This window comes from Pseudomonas sp. S5D5, from assembly GCF_003013355.1.
Lineage (GTDB): Bacteria > Pseudomonadota > Gammaproteobacteria > Pseudomonadales > Pseudomonadaceae > Aquipseudomonas > Aquipseudomonas aylmerensis.
The window spans coordinates 5,681,732-5,696,790 of record NZ_PTEO01000001.1; the positions used below are offsets into that span (position 1 = coordinate 5,681,732).

Here is a 15,059-nt window from a genome sequence, read left to right on the forward strand (position 1 = left end):
AGGGCCTCATCGCCGGCAAGCCGGCTCCTGCAAGGGGTATGCGCATGCCCAGGAACTGTAATGACCCAAGTCGACTTCTATATATTGCCCAGCGCCGATCCCTCCGCGCGCCTGGACTTTGCCTGCAAACTCACCGAAAAAGCCTGGCGCATGGGCCACCGCATCTACCTGCATTGCAGCGACGCGACCCAACGCGATGAACTCGACGCCCGCCTCTGGCGCTTCAAGGGTGAAAGCTTCGTGCCCCACGGCCCCGCCGAATCCGAACCCGAAGGCTTGATCGTCCTGGGCCTGGGCGACAGCTGTGGCGATCACCATGACCTGCTGGTCAACCTGGACCTGAAAGTCCCGCCCTTTGCCAAGGCATTCGCCCGCGTGGCGGAAGTGGTGGTCGAAGATCCGGCTATTCGTCAGGCCGCGCGGGAGAGTTTCCGCTTCTACCGCGAACAGGGCTATCCTTTGCAAGATCACCGGCTACAACGACTTTGAGCACATGATGGACACTCCAAACCCTATAAAAAAAGACGACCACCTGCTGGACGACCTCGAGTCGATCCGTCAGTTGCTGGGTGATGATGACTTGCAACCGCCGCTGCTGACCGAATCGGTCAATGGCGAGGTACAGATTCCGCTGTTGTTCGACATGGTCGGTGGCAAACCTGCCGCACCTGAGCCGGTTGCTGCGCCTGTCGCACCAGCCGCCCCCGTTGCAGAGCCTGTCGCCGAGAAGTCCCCGGACGCGTTGTTGCTGCACCTGGACAACGAACTGCGCGCCGCCGCGCAATTGATCATGCAAGACGTGATCGACGACTTTGCCCCGCATATCGAGACCGAGATCAAGCGCCGGCTGGATGCGCGCATGGAGCGGCTGATCGCCGCGGCCACAAGCAACTAGCTTCAAGCCTCCAGCTGCAAGTCAGAGCACCGCGATCAACTTGCAGCTTGTCGCTTGTAGCTTGCAGCTGCTCCCCCCCGCTATACTTGTCGGCTTTCCTGAATTAATGCCAACTAGGGTCCCGCCGCGCATGGATAAGACCTACCAACCGCACGCTATTGAAACTTCCTGGTACCAGACCTGGGAGTCCGAGAATTATTTCGCTCCGCAAGGCGCGGGCGATTCCTACACCATCATGATTCCGCCACCGAACGTCACTGGCAGCCTGCACATGGGCCATGGCTTCAACAATGCGATCATGGATGCGTTGATCCGTTTCCGCCGCATGCAGGGCCGCAATACCCTGTGGCAGCCCGGCACCGACCACGCCGGCATCGCCACCCAGATGCTGGTGGAACGCCAAATCGAAGCCACCGGCCAGAACCGTCACGACCTCGGTCGCGAGAAATTCCTCGAGAAGATCTGGGAATGGAAAGACCAGTCCGGCGGCAACATCAGCCGTCAGATCCGTCGCCTGGGTTCGTCCGTCGACTGGAGCCGTGAGCGCTTCACCATGGACGATGGCCTGTCGGAAGCCGTGAAAGAAGCCTTCGTGCGCCTGCATGAAGACGGCCTGATCTACCGCGGCAAGCGCCTGGTCAACTGGGACACCAAGTTGCACACGGCGATTTCCGACCTCGAAGTGGAAAACCACGACGAGAAAGGCTTCCTGTGGAACCTCAAGTACCCGCTGGCCGATGGCGCCAAGACCGCCGAAGGCAACGACTACCTGATCGTCGCCACCACCCGTCCGGAAACCATGCTCGGCGACGCCGCCGTGGCCGTTAACCCGAACGATGAGCGCTACCAGGCACTGATCGGCAAGTTCGTCGAGCTGCCGCTGGTCGGCCGCCGCATCCCGATCATCGCGGATGATTACTGCGACCCGGAATTCGGCACCGGCTGCGTGAAAATCACCCCGGCCCACGATTTCAACGACTACGAAGTCGGCAAGCGTCACAACCTGCCGCTGCTGAACATCTTCGACAAGAACGCCGCTGTCCTGCCGGCCTGCCAGGTGTTCAACCTCGACGGCACGCTGAACGACAGCATCGACGGCAAGATCCCGGCCGAATACGCCGGCCTCGACCGCTTTGAAGCACGCAAGCAGATCGTTGCAGCCTTTGACGCCGCCGGCCTGCTGGTCAGCGTTGACGACCACGGCCTGAAAGTCCCGAAAGGCGACCGCTCCGGTACCGTGATCGAGCCGTGGCTGACTGACCAGTGGTACGTGTCGACCAAGCCGTTGGCTGAGCCGGCCATTGCTGCCGTGGAAGACGGCCGTATCCAGTTCGTGCCCAAGCAGTACGAAAACATGTACTTCTCGTGGATGCGCGACATCCAGGATTGGTGCATCAGCCGTCAGCTGTGGTGGGGCCACCGCATCCCGGCCTGGTACGACGAGTCGGGCAAGGTCTATGTCGGCCGCGACGAAGCCGAAGTGCGTGCCAAGCACAACCTGGGGGCTGACGTTGCGCTGCAACAGGACAACGACGTCCTGGACACCTGGTTCAGCTCGGGCCTGTGGACCTTCTCGACCCTGGGCTGGCCGCAGCAGACCGAATTCCTGAAAAAATTCCACTCCACCGACGTGCTGGTCACCGGCTTCGACATCATTTTCTTCTGGGTTGCCCGGATGATCATGCTCACCATGCACCTGGTGAAGAACGAGGACGGCACGCCGCAGGTACCGTTCAAGACCGTGTACGTGCACGGCCTGGTGCGTGATGGCCAGGGCCAGAAGATGTCCAAGTCCAAGGGCAACGTCCTGGACCCGCTGGACATCATCGACGGCATCGACCTGGAAACCCTGGTGCAGAAACGCACCTCGGGCCTGATGCAGCCGAAACTGGCGAAGAAGATCGAGAAGCAGACCCGCGACGAATTCGCCGACGGCATCGCCAGCTACGGCACCGATGCCCTGCGCTTCACCTTCTGCTCGCTGGCGTCCACCGGTCGCGACATCAAGTTCGACATGGGCCGCGTCGAAGGCTATCGCAACTTCTGCAACAAGATCTGGAACGCCGCGCGCTACGTGCTGGACAAGGGCGAAGACTGTGGCCAGAACGGCGAAGCCTATGAGCTGAGCCTGGCTGACCGCTGGATCATCTCGCAGCTGCAGCGCACTGAAGCCGAAGTAACCCGCCAACTCGACCAGTTCCGTTTCGACCTGGCCGCACAAGCCTTGTACGAGTTCATCTGGAACCAGTATTGCGACTGGTACCTGGAACTGTCCAAGCCAGTGCTGTGGGACGAAAACGCGCCGGTCGAACGCCAGCGCGGCACCCGTCGCACCCTGGTACGCGTATTGGAAGTGGCGCTGCGCCTGGCGCACCCGTTCATGCCGTTCATCACCGAAGAAATCTGGCAGCGCATCGCGCCGCTGGCCGGCATCGACGGCAAGACCATCATGCTGCAGCCTTGGCCGGTGGCCAATGAAGCACGCATCGATGAAGCCGCCGAAAGCGACATCGAGTGGCTCAAGACCCTGATGCTCGGCACGCGCAACATCCGCGCCGAAATGAACATCGGGCCGGGCAAGCCACTGGCCGTGTTCGTCAAGAACGCCAGCGCCGAAGACCAGCGTCGTCTCACCGAGAACGACGCTCTGCTCAAGAAGCTGGCGAAGCTGGAGTCGATCACTGTGTTGGCCGACGGCGCCGAAGCACCACTGTCCGCCACCGCGCTGGTGGGCGACATGGAAGTGCTGGTGCCGATGGCCGGCCTGATCGACAAAGGTGCGGAACTCGCACGTCTCGACAAGGAAATCCTGCGCCTGCAAGGCGAAGTGCAGCGGGTGGGCGGCAAGCTGTCCAACGCGGCATTCGTCGACAAGGCGCCGGCCGAAGTGATCGAGAAGGAACGCGCCAAGCTGGCCGAGGCTGAACAGGCCCTGGGCAAGCTGGCGGAGCAACATGCGCGGATTTCCAGCCTGTAAGGGTGCGAACCGTGTGAAAAAAAGGGACCTTCGGGTCCCTTTTTTTTGCCTTGAAAACCCGACAAATGTAGGCGCTGGCCTGCCGGCGATAGCATCACCTGGGTGTGGCGGATGGACCGAGTCGCCAGCATCGCAGGCAAGCCAGCGCCCAGATTTGAACGAGTTGGCCTCAGGATGTGTGACAATGCCCACCACTTTGAGCCAACACCAGAATCAACATGACCGCCCCCAGCACGCCAAAACCTCCGCGCAAGAAGCCTAAAACCGCCACCCCGGCCAAGCCCGTGGTACCGCGCAAAGAGGCCACCCTGCACCCGCGCAACCGCCACACAGGCCGTTACGACTTCCCGGCGCTGATCAAGACCACGCCGGAACTGGCGCAATTCGTGATCATCAACCCGTACGGCAAGGAAAGTATCGACTTCGCCAGCCCGGACGCGGTGCGGGTGTTCAACCGCGCGCTGCTGAAAAGCTTCTATGGCATCCAGCACTGGGACATCCCGGCCGATTACCTGTGCCCACCGGTGCCGGGACGTGCCGATTACGTGCACTTCCTCGCCGACCTGCTGGCCAGCGGCAATGACGGCAAGATCCCGCGCGGTTCGATCGTCAAGGTGCTGGACATCGGCATGGGCGCCAACTGCGTCTACCCGCTGATTGGCTACATGGAGTACCGCTGGAACTTCCTCGGTTCGGAGGTCGACCCTACCGCCGTGGCCGCCGCCAAGGCCATCGTGCAGTCCAACGACCTGAGCAAGGTCATCCAGCTGCGCCAGCAAACCAACCCCAAGCAGATCCTGCTGAACCTGCTGGAGCCGGGTGAGCGCTTTGACCTGACCATGTGCAACCCGCCGTTCCACGCGTCCATGGACGAAGCCACCAAGGGCAGCGAGCGCAAGTGGCGCGCCCTGGGCAAGGCGGACCCCAAGCGCAAGTTGCCGGTACTGAACTTCGGCGGCCAATCGGCGGAGTTGTGGTGTGAAGGCGGCGAGGCGCGGTTTGTGACGCAGCTGATTGCCGAGAGTGCGCATTTTGCCCACAAGGTGTTGTGGTTCAGCACACTGGTGTCAAAAGCGTCGAACTTGCCCGCGATCGAGACAGCCTTGAAAAAAGCCGGCGTGCTGGAAAGCCAGGTGGTGGAAATGTCCCAGGGGCAGAAGCAAAGCCGCTTCGTGGCCTGGACCTTCCAGACCAAGAACGAACAGCAGATCTGGCGCCAGCGCTGGGTTCGCTAGGACCGGCAACAAATCGCAGGCAACAAAAAACCGTGCCCGGATCGCTCCGGAGCACGGTTTTTTTTGCTGCGTCTTACTTGTTAACAGCGTCGGTCAGGCCTTTGGCCACAACCAGCTTGATAACTTTCTTGGCAGCGATTTCGATGGCAGCGCCAGTCGAAGGGTTACGGCCAGTACGGGCAGGACGCTCGGTCACTTTCAGTTTGCCAACGCCTGGCAGAGTGATTTCGCCGCCGTTTTCCAGCTGGTCAGCAACAACTTGGCTCAGTTGGTCCAGCAGAGCGCGCACGGTAGTTTTCGGTGCGTCTACTGCTTCAGCCAGGTCAGCGATCAGTTGGTCTTTAGTAATAGCCATTGTGGTGTTCCTTCCCTATCAAATTCATATGGATTGCAGAGTGCAGTGTCAGCCGTCGAGCCTGGCCGTCATGGCCTGGCACCCCCGGCTATAACCACGGAGATCGGGGTTATAGATGCTTGAAACGGGGATTGGTTCGACCTGACAGATGCTGAATGCACGCTTATCGCCGAGACTTGGCGTAAGACGGGGCAAAACTAGCACAGAGACGGGGAAATATCCGCTTCTACCTACCCATTTGGTCAGCTTTATCGCTCTAAACCGTGAAAAAAAGGCATATGCCCCGTCGGAGAGCCTGCAAAATGCCCTTCGACAGGTGTCTTGGCCAATGGGTGCGGTACACTGGGCGACTTTTCGGGGAGGCCAACCGCTCCCCGCTCAACCAGCCGAGAAGCCTATGCCGATCCGTCATTGCATCGTCCACCTGATCGACAAAAAACCCGACGGCACACCCGCAGTTCTCCACGCCCGCGACTCCGAACTCGCCGAGTCGGCCGCCATCGAGAACATGCTTGCCGACCTCAACGAGAGCTACAACGCCAAACAAGGCAAGGCCTGGGGTTTCTTCCATGCCGAGTCCGGCGCGCACCCGTTCAGCGGCTGGTTGAAGGAATATTTCGACGGTGGCCAGGATTTCACCACCTTCAGCCGCACCGCTGTCGAGCACCTGCAAAAACTGATGGAGGAGTCCAACCTGTCCACCGGCGGCCACGTGCTGTTTGCCCACTACCAGCAAGGCATGACCGATTACCTGGCCATCGCCCTGTTGCACCACAGTGAAGGCGTGGCGGTGACCGACGAGCTGGACGTGACCCCCTCGCGCCACCTCGACCTGGGCCAGTTGCACCTGGCGGCGCGCATCAACGTCTCCGAGTGGCAGAACAACAAGCAGTCCAAGCAGTACATCTCGTTTATCAAAGGCAAGAACGGCAAGAAGGTCTCGGAGTACTTCCGCGACTTCATCGGCTGCCAGGAAGGTGTCGACGGCCCAGGTGAGACGCGCACCCTGCTCAAGGCCTTCAGCGACTTCGTCGAAAGCGAAGACTTGCCGGACGAGTCCGCCCGCGAGAAAACCAAGACCCTGGTCGATTACGCCAGCAGCCAGGCCAAGCTCGGCGAGCCGATGGGCCTTGAAGAATTATCGGGTTTGATCGATGAAGATCGGCCAAAGGCGTTCTACGACCATATCCGCAACAAGGACTACGGCCTGTCGCCGGAAATCCCGGCGGATAAGCGCACTCTCAACCAGTTCCGCCGTTTCACCGGACGCGCCGAGGGCCTGTCCATCAGCTTTGAAGCGCACCTGCTGGGCGACAAGATCGAGTACGACGAAGCCGCTGGCACCTTGATCATCAAGGGCCTGCCGACGCAACTGACTGATCAGCTCAAGCGCCGTAACTGATGCTCGGCGGGGTTTTCAAGAAAGTCCTGCTGGTGTTGCTGGTGGTCGTGGTGATCCAGAACTGGGGCAAGATCGAGCGGGTGTTCAACCCTTCGCAGGTGGCGCCCGAACACCTGCGTGAGTCAGCGCAGGTGGTGCTGTACACCACCGAGTGGTGCGGCTACTGCAAGCAGATTCGCCGCTTCCTCGACCAGAAAGCCATTCCCTACCAGGCGTTTGATATCGAAAAGGACGCCCAGGCCCGCAAGGCGTATGAGGCGCTGGGCGGCGGCGGAATTCCGTTTGTGGCGGTGAACGGCACGCTGATCCGCGAATACAGCCCCGAGAAAATCCTGGCGGCGCTGACTCAGTAATCAGCGCACCACGATCATCCGGCCCAGCAGATGGTGTTGTTCAAACCCCAGCACCGCCTGCAAGGCATTCAATACGGCTTGCGGGTCCTTGCTCGGGAAGCTGCCGCTGACGCGCTTGGCGCCCATCTCTTCGTTGAGCAACAGGATGCGGCCTGGGTAGTAACGGCCCAGATCCTTGAGCACGTCCGCCAACGGCGCCTTGTAATAGTTGAGCCAGCCGTCGCGCCACGCCAGGCGTGACTCGCTGTCGACCGCATGCAGGGGCTCTGCGATGCCATCGGCGTAGGCCACTTGCTGGCCTGCCGTGAGTATTTGCTGCTGGCCCTGCTTCGACGGCGTCACCCCAACCCGCCCCGACAACACCGTCACCTGGGCCCCCGCCGGTTGCAGGCGCACTTCAAACTGCGTGCCCAACACCCGCGCCTCGCCACTGCCCGCCCCCACGACAAACGACTGGCCGGTGTGGGCCACGCGGAAAAATCCTGCGCCTCGACGTAGCTGGATATGCCGCTCGCCGTGGCTGAAATCCACGGCGATGGCGCTGTCGGCATCCAGGGTTACCTGGGATTGATCAGCCAGGGTGACGGTTTTCACCTCGCCTGGCGCGGTCACGTAGTCCGCGCCGAAGTCATCGACCCAGCGCGAAGGCTGCCAGCCAGCGCCCATCGACACCATCACCAGCAAGCACGCGGCCATGGCCAGGGCGCCGGACCAGCGCAGCACTCGCGAACGCGTCGGAGCGTTCATCGCATTCAGGTAGCCTTGCAGCGCCAGGGCGTCTTCGTCCGCCAGCTTGCGCGCTGGCACTTCGCTCAGTTCCCACAGGACCTGGGCCTGGGAATAGGCCTCGACGTGCGCGGGGTCGGCGCGCAGCCAGCGGCTGAACGTGGCCTGGTCGCCGCTGCTGGGCTGATCATGCAGCAGGCTCAGCCAGGCGAGAGCGGCCTGTTCCTGGTCGGGCGTGGGGCTGGCGTTCACGGTGCTTTCCCTGGCGTGCGTGGGGGTGAGGGTTCGCGAAGGCTGGCCTTGCAGGCTTCGAGGGCACGCATCATATGTTTTTCCACGGCACTTTGGGACAGGCCCATCGCCTTGGCGATCTGTGCGTATTTGCGGCCATGGATGCGGTTGAGCAGGAAGATCTGTCGGGTGCGCTCCGGCAAACTGCGCAGCGCGGCCTCGACATGGCGCAGGTCATTGCCCGCTTCCAGTGCAGCCTGCGGCTCGCAGCCCTGGTTATCCTGCTGTTCGGGCAACCAGCCCTCGCTGCTGCGCACCCGCGCGCCTTCGCTGCGCAAGTGGTCGATGGCGATGTTGCCGGCGCAGCGCAACAAGTAGGTGCTGAGTTCTTCGACCTGCACCAGCGGCCGGCGCCAGAAACGCAGGAACAAGTCCTGCACCAGGTCGGCCGCCGTCGCACGGCAACCGACGCGGCGGCTGACCAGGGCTTCCATCTGCGAACGCTGGGACAGGAACACTTGCAGAAAATGCGCACGCCCGCCCGCCGTTTCAACGTGCTGGCTGTCCTGGGATTCGGGCGGCGTGCTGATCATCATGGCTGGGGCTCAGAGGGTGGCAAAGGCCGCGACGGGGCTGGCCAGCAGTCCGACACCCGCCAGGATCAAGGCCAGCCTTGGCCGATACGGCAACAACAGCACCAGCAGGAGTGCGCTGAGCATCAACACGGCGCACCACTCCACCAGACCCTGGCCCCAACCGGCGATGCTCACGGCCGGCCAGATCGACACACTCAACAGCAACCAGCCGATCACCCGCAGCCCCATACGCCGACGCGCCGAAGGCTTGCTGTGGAGCAATTCGCCATGATGACGGTCGGTGGACAGGCACAAGGCAGTGAAACCGGCGTAGCACATCAACAGGGCGAGCAGCATCAGTTCGCCTCGCGCTTGAGGGTCATCGGGCGCGCACGTTCGGCCTTGGCCACGGGCGCGGTGCGGTGTTGCATCTTCCAGGCAGCCCAGGTCAGGAACACGCCGCTGGCCAGGCAAGTCAGGTCGAAACCGGCCATGGCCCAGTCGCCGGTGACCAGGGACACCCCCAGGTGGCTGGACGTGGTCAGTGCGTTGAGCACAGGGATGGCGACAAACAGCAGCGCACCAACGCTCAGCTGCTCGACCCAACCCTGGCGGCCGCGACGCAGGATCGCGTGCAACAGACTCAAGCCCCAGGCGATGAAGAAGGTTTGTACTTCCCAGTCGGAGCGTTCGGCGAAGCTCACCGGCAACAGGCGATTGGCCCAGAAAAATGCCGCGATCGCGATCATCAGCCCGGACATGCTGGCCATGTTCAGTACTTCGACCAGGCGCAATTCAAACGGCATGACCGAGGCCTTTGCATGCTTGAGCTGGCGCTTGCCCAGCCAGATCACCAGCCCCGTGCCGATCATCGCCGTGCCCGCCAGGCCGCAGATGAAGTACAACCAGCGCAGCACCGGGCCGGCGAAATGGCCCATGTGCAGGCCGTAGAAACTGCCGCCGATCACCGCCGGCAGCGACTGCTCGCCGCTCACCCGCAGCAGCTCGCCGGTGCTGCCGTTGAACGACACGGTGCTGCCGAAATCATGGACCACGCGGTCGGAGCCGGCGCGGAACACATTCACCGACGCGTTGACATCACCCGGGTTATTCACCGCCAACCGCCCGACATGACCGCCCGCCCACTGCGCCCGCGCTTGCTCGTACATCGGCACCAGCGGCAGCAATTCGGCGGGCTGGCCCAGCGCGGGCGCATTGTTGGAGGCCGGGAACACCTCATTGAAAAAGGCACGGGTGTCATTGCCATAGGAGGCCAGGATCGGCGCCGGCATGACCAGGCTCATGAAAATCACCAGGCTGCTGTAGGTGATCATCAAGTGGAACGGCAGCACCAGCACCCCGACCGCATTGTGCCCGTCGAGCCAGGAGCGCTGGCCTTTGCGGGGGCGGAAGGTGAAGAAGTCCTTGAAGATTTTCTTGTGGGTGATGATGCCGGTGATCAACGCGACAAACATCACCATCGCGGCAATCGTCGACAACCAGCGCCCCCAGGGATGAGGCATCTGCAGCTGGAAATGGAAACGATAGAAGAACTCGCCGCCCATGCTTTCGCGGGCCTGCACCGCCTGGCCGCTGATCGGGTCGAGGGTTTTCTGGATGAAGTTGCCACGCTTGCCGGGGTCGACCTTGTCTTGCCACATCACCGACAGGCCGGGGTCACGGCTGTCGGGCAAAGTGATGAACCAGCGCGCGGCGGACGGCGCCACCTGCTGCAGGTAGGTTTGCGCGACGCTCAGGCTGCGCGCATCGTCCAGCGGATGGGCCTGCACTTCAGGCTGCATCCAGTGGCTGATCTCATCCTTGAAATACGACAGGGTGCCGGTCAGGAAGATCGCGAACAGCAACCAGCCAAAGATCAAGCCGGCCCAGGTGTGCAGCCAGGCCATGGCCTGGCGAAATCCCTCTTTCATGTGCGTGTCATCCAGAACCCCACACCCGCCAGGGTGGCAAACGCCGCACTCGGCAACATCACGCCGAACCAGGCGCGCGCGGCACTGCGACAGGCGAAACACCAGAGCACCGCCAGCAGATAGAACACAAATGAACTCATCATCCCGGTGATCACCGCATCGGCGCGGCTGGTGGGCATCCACAGCGCCAGGCAGATACTGGCGAGCGAAGCCATCAGGTAGCCGCCGACCACGGCAGCCAGTACGCGGGAGGTCACGGCAAGACGATAAGAGACAGGCAGCGAGGTTTTGCTTTTCATGCGGGAGGCGCCAGGTTCATCAGCGCGCAATATTAATGATAAATATTCTCATAAGCAAAAAAGAACGGATGAATCACCTGCCCAGGCCGATTGCCGAAGCCGTTCTTGCGCCCTACAATGCGAACAATTCTTGTTCTCTAAAGTGCATGGGTGCTTGTGGAGTGTCTTCGTTGAGCCCGTCCCACACCGTCGAAGTGTTGTACCACGACCATCACCACTGGCTCACCGGCTGGTTGCGACGCAAGCTCGGCTGCCCGGAAAGTGCCGCCGACCTGGCACACGACACGTTCATCCGCGTGCTGACCGCCCGGGAAGCCCCCACGCTGATCGAACCGCGCGCATTCCTCACCACCGTCGCCAAGCGCGTGCTGTTCAATTTCTACCGCCGCCAGGACCTCGAGCGCGCCTACCTCGATGCTTTGGCGCAAATGCCTGAGCACGTGGCGCCGTCGGAAGAAGAACGCGCGATCATCCTGCAGACCCTGATTGAACTGGACCAGTTGCTCGACGGCCTGCCCGTGCAGGTCAAGCGTGCATTCCTGCTGGCGCAGCTCGACGGCCTCACCTACGCACAAATCGGCGCGGAGCTGGGCATCTCCATTGCCACCGTCAAGCGCCACCTGAATAAAGCAGCGATGCGCTGCTACTTCGCCCTATGAACTTCTCGACCCAGGTTGCCGAACAAGCCGTGCACTGGCTGATGGAAATGCAGCAAGGCGCACTCAACCCGCGCCAGCAGGCTGCCTGGCAGCATTGGCTGAATGCCCACAGCGAACACCAGCGCGCGTGGGACCATATCCAGCGCGTCAACCAGCGCCTGCGCGGCATGCCCTCGCCATTGGCGCACGCAGCGTTGAACGCGCCGACGTCCACCAGCCGACGCCAGGCACTGAAGTTGCTGTTGATCCTGGGGGCGGGCTCGGCGGCGGCCTGGAGTCTGCGCCAGCAACATATCCTGCCACCGCTGACGGCCGATTACCGCAGCCCCGTAGGCCAGCGGCGCAAGGTGCAATTGGCCGATGGCAGTCAGTTGCAGCTCAATACCGGCAGCGCGGTGGATGTACATTTCGATGGCCAGCAACGGCTGATCCGCCTGCTCGAAGGCGAGATCCTGCTGACGGGCATCGCCGGCGCGACACCGCTGCACGTGCTGACCGGCCAGGGCCTGCTCAGCAGCCAGGCAGCGCGCCTGAATGTGCGCCAGTTCAACGACCACACCCAACTGGCGGTCTTCAGCGGGCGCGTCGAGGTGATGCCCAATCACTACAGCGGCCTGCCGCTGACGGTCGAGGCCGCACGCCAGGTCAACTTTACCCGCAAGGGTTGGGACACCCCGCGCGCCACCGACGCCAACAGCGGTGCCTGGGCCGATGGCATGCTGATGGCCGCGCACATGCGCCTGGAGGACTTCCTCGCCGAGCTGGGCCGCTACCGCCGTGGCCAGGTCAACTGTGACCCGCAAGTCGCCAATTTGCTGATTTCCGGCAGCTACCCGCTGGACGACAGCGAGCGCATTCTCGACCTGCTCGAAATCAGCCTGCCGGTGAAAGTGCGGCGCTTTACCCGCTATTGGGTGACCGTGCAGGCACGCGCCTGAAATTATTTTCAATCCCAGTGAGCCGTTTTCCACACCTCGCGTGACAGAGAAGGAAAGCCACCTTGATCCTTCCTTCTCAGGACCGCTCGTCATGCCCCAGCAACCCACCCTTCTCGCCCGCACCCTGCGCCAACTCCTGCTCGGCGCCAGCCTCGGCCTGACCGTGCTGCCACCGGTACTGGCCGCTGACGCCAAGCCCTACCACATCGCCCCGGCGTCGCTGGAAGCGGCACTGAACCAGTTTGGTCGCGAAGCCGGCGTGCTGATTTCCTTCGGTTCCGAAGTCACGGCGGGCATGCAGAGTCGTGGGTTGTCGGGCAATTACGGCGCCGCTGACGGCCTGCAGAAACTCCTCGAAGGCACCGGCCTGCAAGCGCGTGCCGAAGGCGACAATGCCTACAGCCTGCAACCGGCCAACGCCCCGGCCAGCATTGAACTGGGCACCTCCAGCGTGGTGGGCGACTGGCTCGGCGATGCAGCGCAAACCAACGTATTCGAACACCCCGGCGCCCGCGACGTGATCCGTCGCGAAGAATTCGAACGTCAGGGCGCGACCCAGGCCCGTGATGTGCTCAACCGTATTCCCGGCGTCAACGCTCCGGAAAACAACGGCACCGGCAGCCATGACATGGCGCTGAACTTCGGCATTCGTGGCCTCAACCCGCGCCTGGCCTCACGTTCGACCGTGCTGATGGACGGCATCCCGGTGCCATTCGCGCCGTATGGCCAGCCGCAACTGTCGTTTGCACCGATCAGCATGGGCAACATGGACGCGGTGGACGTGGTGCGCGGCGGCGGCGCTGTGCGCTATGGCCCGCAGAACGTCGGCGGCGTGGTCAACTTCGTGACCCGCGCGATTCCCGACGCGCCAACCGTCAAAGGCGGCCTGCAGACTGAAACCAGCCCGTCCTCCAGCCACGACGGGTTCAAGACCACCGGCAATTTGCTCGCCGGCGGCACCGCCGACAACGGCCTCGGCGGCGCGATCCTCTACTCCGGGACCCGTGGCGGCGACTGGCGCGAAAACAGCAATACGCGCATTGATGACCTGATTCTCAAAGGCAAATACCAGCTCGACGACGCCAACAGCTTCAACGCCATGGCGCAATACTACGAAGGCCAGGCCGATATGCCTGGGGGGTTGAACGTCAAGGACTACAAGGCCGACCCATACCAATCCACCCGTCCCTACGACAAGTTCTGGGGCCGGCGCACCATGTTCAACGCCGGCTACCGCTACCAGGAAGATCGCCGCGAATTCACCGCCAACACTTTCTTCACCACCACCTTGCGCAACGGCTACCTGGACCAGGGCAACTTCCTCTCGCTGTCGCCACGCGAATACTGGGTGCGCGGCCTCGAAACGCGCTTCGCCCAAGGCTTCGACCTCGGCCCGACCAGCCACGAAGTGGGCATCGGCTACCGCTACATCAACGAAGCCGGCCACGAATTGCGCTACCGCACACCGATCGCCGCCAACCAGCAGATCCCCACCACCGACAGCCGCAACGACCGCGACACCCGCGGCAGCACCGAGGCCAATGCACTGTTCCTCGATGACCGGATTGATATCGGCAAGTGGACCATCACCCCGGGCGTGCGCTACGAAATGATCAAGTCCGAGCAGACCGACCACATCAACAACCTGAACTACAAAGGTGACTACAACACCGCACTGCCGGCGTTGAACGTGCTCTATCACCTCACCGACAGCTGGAACCTCTACGCCAACACCGAAGGTTCGTTCGGCAGCGTGCAATACAGCCAGATGGCCAAGCGCGTGCCCAAGGGCGAAGTGCAACCGGAAAAGGCCCGCACCTGGGAACTCGGTACCCGCTACGACGACGGCACCTTGCGTGCAGAGATCGGCGCGTTCCTGATCAACTTCGACAACCAGTATGAAAGCAACCAGACCGATGACTCGGTGATCGCCCGTGGCGAAACCCGCCACCAGGGCATCGAGACCAGCGTCAACTACGCACTCGACGGCCTGAGCCCGGCGCTGGCGGGGTTTGATGTGTACGCCACCTATGCCTATGTCGACGCCACCATCCGCGAAGACGGCCCGAACAAAGGCAACCGCGTGCCCTTCTCGTCCAAGCACAAAGGCACCCTCGGCGTGGGCTACACCGAAGGCCGCTGGAAGCTCAACCTGGACAGCAGCTTCCAGAGCAGCCAGTTCGCCGACAACGCCAACACCGAGGCCGAAAGCGCCAACGGTGCCACCGGTCGCATCCCCGGCTACATGCTGTTCAGCAGCCGCGCGGCGTATGACTTCGGCCCGCAACTATCGGACTTGAACGTGGCCGTCGGGGTGAAAAACATCTTCAACACCCAGTATTTCACCCGTTCGTTCGACGACAACAACAAGGGCAAGTATGTCGGCGAGCCGCGTACGGTATACGTGCAGACGTCTATCGCGTTCTGACTGCCGTGAGAGAGCAAAGCCCCACGCGGGCTTCCCGTGGCAAGCAGGCTTACTG

Annotated in this window: 15 protein-coding genes; 9 read left to right on the forward strand and 6 right to left on the reverse strand. The window is 62.3% G+C overall.

Features of this window, described 5'->3' with window-relative positions; all coding sequences use genetic code 11:
- Window positions 1–60: 60 nt before the first annotated feature.
- The 4 genes from C9990_RS25925 (at window position 61) to rlmF (ending at window position 5,107) form a co-directional block, all read left to right on the forward strand.
- The gene (locus tag C9990_RS25925) at window positions 61–489 is read left to right on the forward strand and encodes a DNA polymerase III subunit chi (protein ID WP_106805068.1); all 429 of its coding nucleotides are present in this window, start codon (window positions 61–63) and stop codon (window positions 487–489) included.
- A 7-nt stretch (window positions 490–496) separates the two neighbouring features.
- Entirely contained in the window at window positions 497–895 is a 399-nt protein-coding gene (locus tag C9990_RS25930) for a DNA polymerase III subunit chi (RefSeq protein WP_065906933.1), read from the forward strand.
- Between the two features lie 130 nt (window positions 896–1,025).
- A complete protein-coding gene (locus C9990_RS25935) occupies window positions 1,026–3,872 on the forward strand; it encodes a valine--tRNA ligase (RefSeq protein ID WP_106805069.1) in 2,847 nt (948 codons plus the stop codon).
- A gap of 218 nt (window positions 3,873–4,090) precedes the next feature.
- The gene (rlmF, locus tag C9990_RS25940; protein ID WP_065906937.1) at window positions 4,091–5,107 is read left to right on the forward strand and encodes a 23S rRNA (adenine(1618)-N(6))-methyltransferase RlmF; all 1,017 of its coding nucleotides are present in this window, start codon (window positions 4,091–4,093) and stop codon (window positions 5,105–5,107) included.
- Window positions 5,108–5,180: 73 nt separating this feature from the next.
- On the opposite strand, the gene C9990_RS25945 is transcribed toward rlmF, so the two are convergent.
- Window positions 5,181–5,462 carry an HU family DNA-binding protein gene (locus C9990_RS25945; RefSeq protein ID WP_003188840.1) on the reverse strand — a complete coding sequence of 94 codons (282 nt, stop codon included), beginning with the start codon at window positions 5,460–5,462 and terminating at the stop codon, window positions 5,181–5,183.
- Window positions 5,463–5,859: 397 nt separating this feature from the next.
- Between C9990_RS25945 and yejK the strand changes: the two genes are divergently transcribed.
- Together yejK and C9990_RS25955 are read left to right on the forward strand one after the other, a co-directional pair.
- Window positions 5,860–6,864 carry a nucleoid-associated protein YejK gene (gene yejK, locus C9990_RS25950; protein ID WP_010212893.1) on the forward strand — a complete coding sequence of 335 codons (1,005 nt, stop codon included), beginning with the start codon at window positions 5,860–5,862 and terminating at the stop codon, window positions 6,862–6,864.
- Window positions 6,864–7,217, forward strand: coding sequence for a glutaredoxin family protein (locus tag C9990_RS25955; RefSeq protein WP_106805070.1), 354 nt, complete (start codon window positions 6,864–6,866; stop codon window positions 7,215–7,217). The genes yejK and C9990_RS25955 overlap by 1 nt, the downstream gene beginning before the upstream one ends.
- On the opposite strand, the gene C9990_RS25960 is transcribed toward C9990_RS25955, so the two are convergent.
- From C9990_RS25960 to C9990_RS25980, 5 genes are read right to left on the reverse strand one after another with little or no spacing between them, the layout of a single operon-like run.
- Entirely contained in the window at window positions 7,218–8,195 is a 978-nt protein-coding gene (locus tag C9990_RS25960; RefSeq protein WP_106805071.1) for a FecR family protein, read from the reverse strand.
- Window positions 8,192–8,770: an RNA polymerase sigma factor gene (locus C9990_RS25965; RefSeq protein WP_106805072.1), complete on the reverse strand. Its 579-nt coding sequence runs from the start codon at window positions 8,768–8,770 to the stop codon at window positions 8,192–8,194. The genes C9990_RS25960 and C9990_RS25965 overlap by 4 nt, the downstream gene beginning before the upstream one ends.
- Window positions 8,771–8,779: 9 nt before the next feature.
- Window positions 8,780–9,106 carry a DUF3325 domain-containing protein gene (locus C9990_RS25970; RefSeq protein ID WP_065906947.1) on the reverse strand — a complete coding sequence of 109 codons (327 nt, stop codon included), beginning with the start codon at window positions 9,104–9,106 and terminating at the stop codon, window positions 8,780–8,782.
- Window positions 9,106–10,680: a PepSY domain-containing protein gene (locus tag C9990_RS25975; protein ID WP_106805073.1), complete on the reverse strand. Its 1,575-nt coding sequence runs from the start codon at window positions 10,678–10,680 to the stop codon at window positions 9,106–9,108. Before C9990_RS25975 ends, C9990_RS25970 begins: the two co-directional genes overlap by 1 nt.
- A complete protein-coding gene (locus tag C9990_RS25980; protein ID WP_065906949.1) occupies window positions 10,677–10,979 on the reverse strand; it encodes a DUF3649 domain-containing protein in 303 nt (100 codons plus the stop codon). The genes C9990_RS25975 and C9990_RS25980 overlap by 4 nt, the downstream gene beginning before the upstream one ends.
- 170 nt (window positions 10,980–11,149) lie before the next feature.
- On the opposite strand from C9990_RS25980, the gene C9990_RS25985 reads away from it, so the two are divergent.
- From C9990_RS25985 to fecA, 3 genes are all read left to right on the forward strand, one after another.
- Window positions 11,150–11,638, forward strand: coding sequence for a sigma-70 family RNA polymerase sigma factor (locus C9990_RS25985; protein WP_065906950.1), 489 nt, complete (start codon window positions 11,150–11,152; stop codon window positions 11,636–11,638).
- A complete protein-coding gene (locus tag C9990_RS25990) occupies window positions 11,635–12,576 on the forward strand; it encodes a FecR domain-containing protein (RefSeq protein ID WP_106805074.1) in 942 nt (313 codons plus the stop codon). Before C9990_RS25985 ends, C9990_RS25990 begins: the two co-directional genes overlap by 4 nt.
- A gap of 91 nt (window positions 12,577–12,667) precedes the next feature.
- Window positions 12,668–15,004, forward strand: a complete 2,337-nt coding sequence (fecA, locus tag C9990_RS25995) for a TonB-dependent Fe(3+) dicitrate receptor FecA (RefSeq protein ID WP_106805075.1) — start codon at window positions 12,668–12,670, stop codon at window positions 15,002–15,004.
- The last annotated feature ends 55 nt before the right edge of the window (window positions 15,005–15,059 follow it).

Excerpts from the sequence above, each read along its gene's own strand:
- C9990_RS25955 (WP_106805070.1), top strand. The coding sequence starts at position 6,864 with ATGCTCGGCGGGGTTTTCAAGAAAGTCCTGCTGGTGTTGCTGGTGGTC.
- C9990_RS25935 (WP_106805069.1), top strand. The coding sequence starts at position 1,026 with ATGGATAAGACCTACCAACCGCACGCTATTGAAACTTCCTGGTACCAG.
- C9990_RS25965 (WP_106805072.1), bottom strand. The coding sequence starts at position 8,770 with ATGATGATCAGCACGCCGCCCGAATCCCAGGACAGCCAGCACGTTGAA.
- C9990_RS25945 (WP_003188840.1), bottom strand. The coding sequence starts at position 5,462 with ATGGCTATTACTAAAGACCAACTGATCGCTGACCTGGCTGAAGCAGTA.
- C9990_RS25975 (WP_106805073.1), bottom strand. The coding sequence starts at position 10,680 with ATGAAAGAGGGATTTCGCCAGGCCATGGCCTGGCTGCACACCTGGGCC.
- C9990_RS25970 (WP_065906947.1), bottom strand. The coding sequence starts at position 9,106 with ATGCTGCTCGCCCTGTTGATGTGCTACGCCGGTTTCACTGCCTTGTGC.
- fecA (WP_106805075.1), top strand. The coding sequence starts at position 12,668 with ATGCCCCAGCAACCCACCCTTCTCGCCCGCACCCTGCGCCAACTCCTG.
- yejK (WP_010212893.1), top strand. The coding sequence starts at position 5,860 with ATGCCGATCCGTCATTGCATCGTCCACCTGATCGACAAAAAACCCGAC.
- C9990_RS25980 (WP_065906949.1), bottom strand. The coding sequence starts at position 10,979 with ATGAAAAGCAAAACCTCGCTGCCTGTCTCTTATCGTCTTGCCGTGACC.
- C9990_RS25930 (WP_065906933.1), top strand. The coding sequence starts at position 497 with ATGGACACTCCAAACCCTATAAAAAAAGACGACCACCTGCTGGACGAC.
- C9990_RS25925 (WP_106805068.1), top strand. The coding sequence starts at position 61 with ATGACCCAAGTCGACTTCTATATATTGCCCAGCGCCGATCCCTCCGCG.
- rlmF (WP_065906937.1), top strand. The coding sequence starts at position 4,091 with ATGACCGCCCCCAGCACGCCAAAACCTCCGCGCAAGAAGCCTAAAACC.
- C9990_RS25990 (WP_106805074.1), top strand. The coding sequence starts at position 11,635 with ATGAACTTCTCGACCCAGGTTGCCGAACAAGCCGTGCACTGGCTGATG.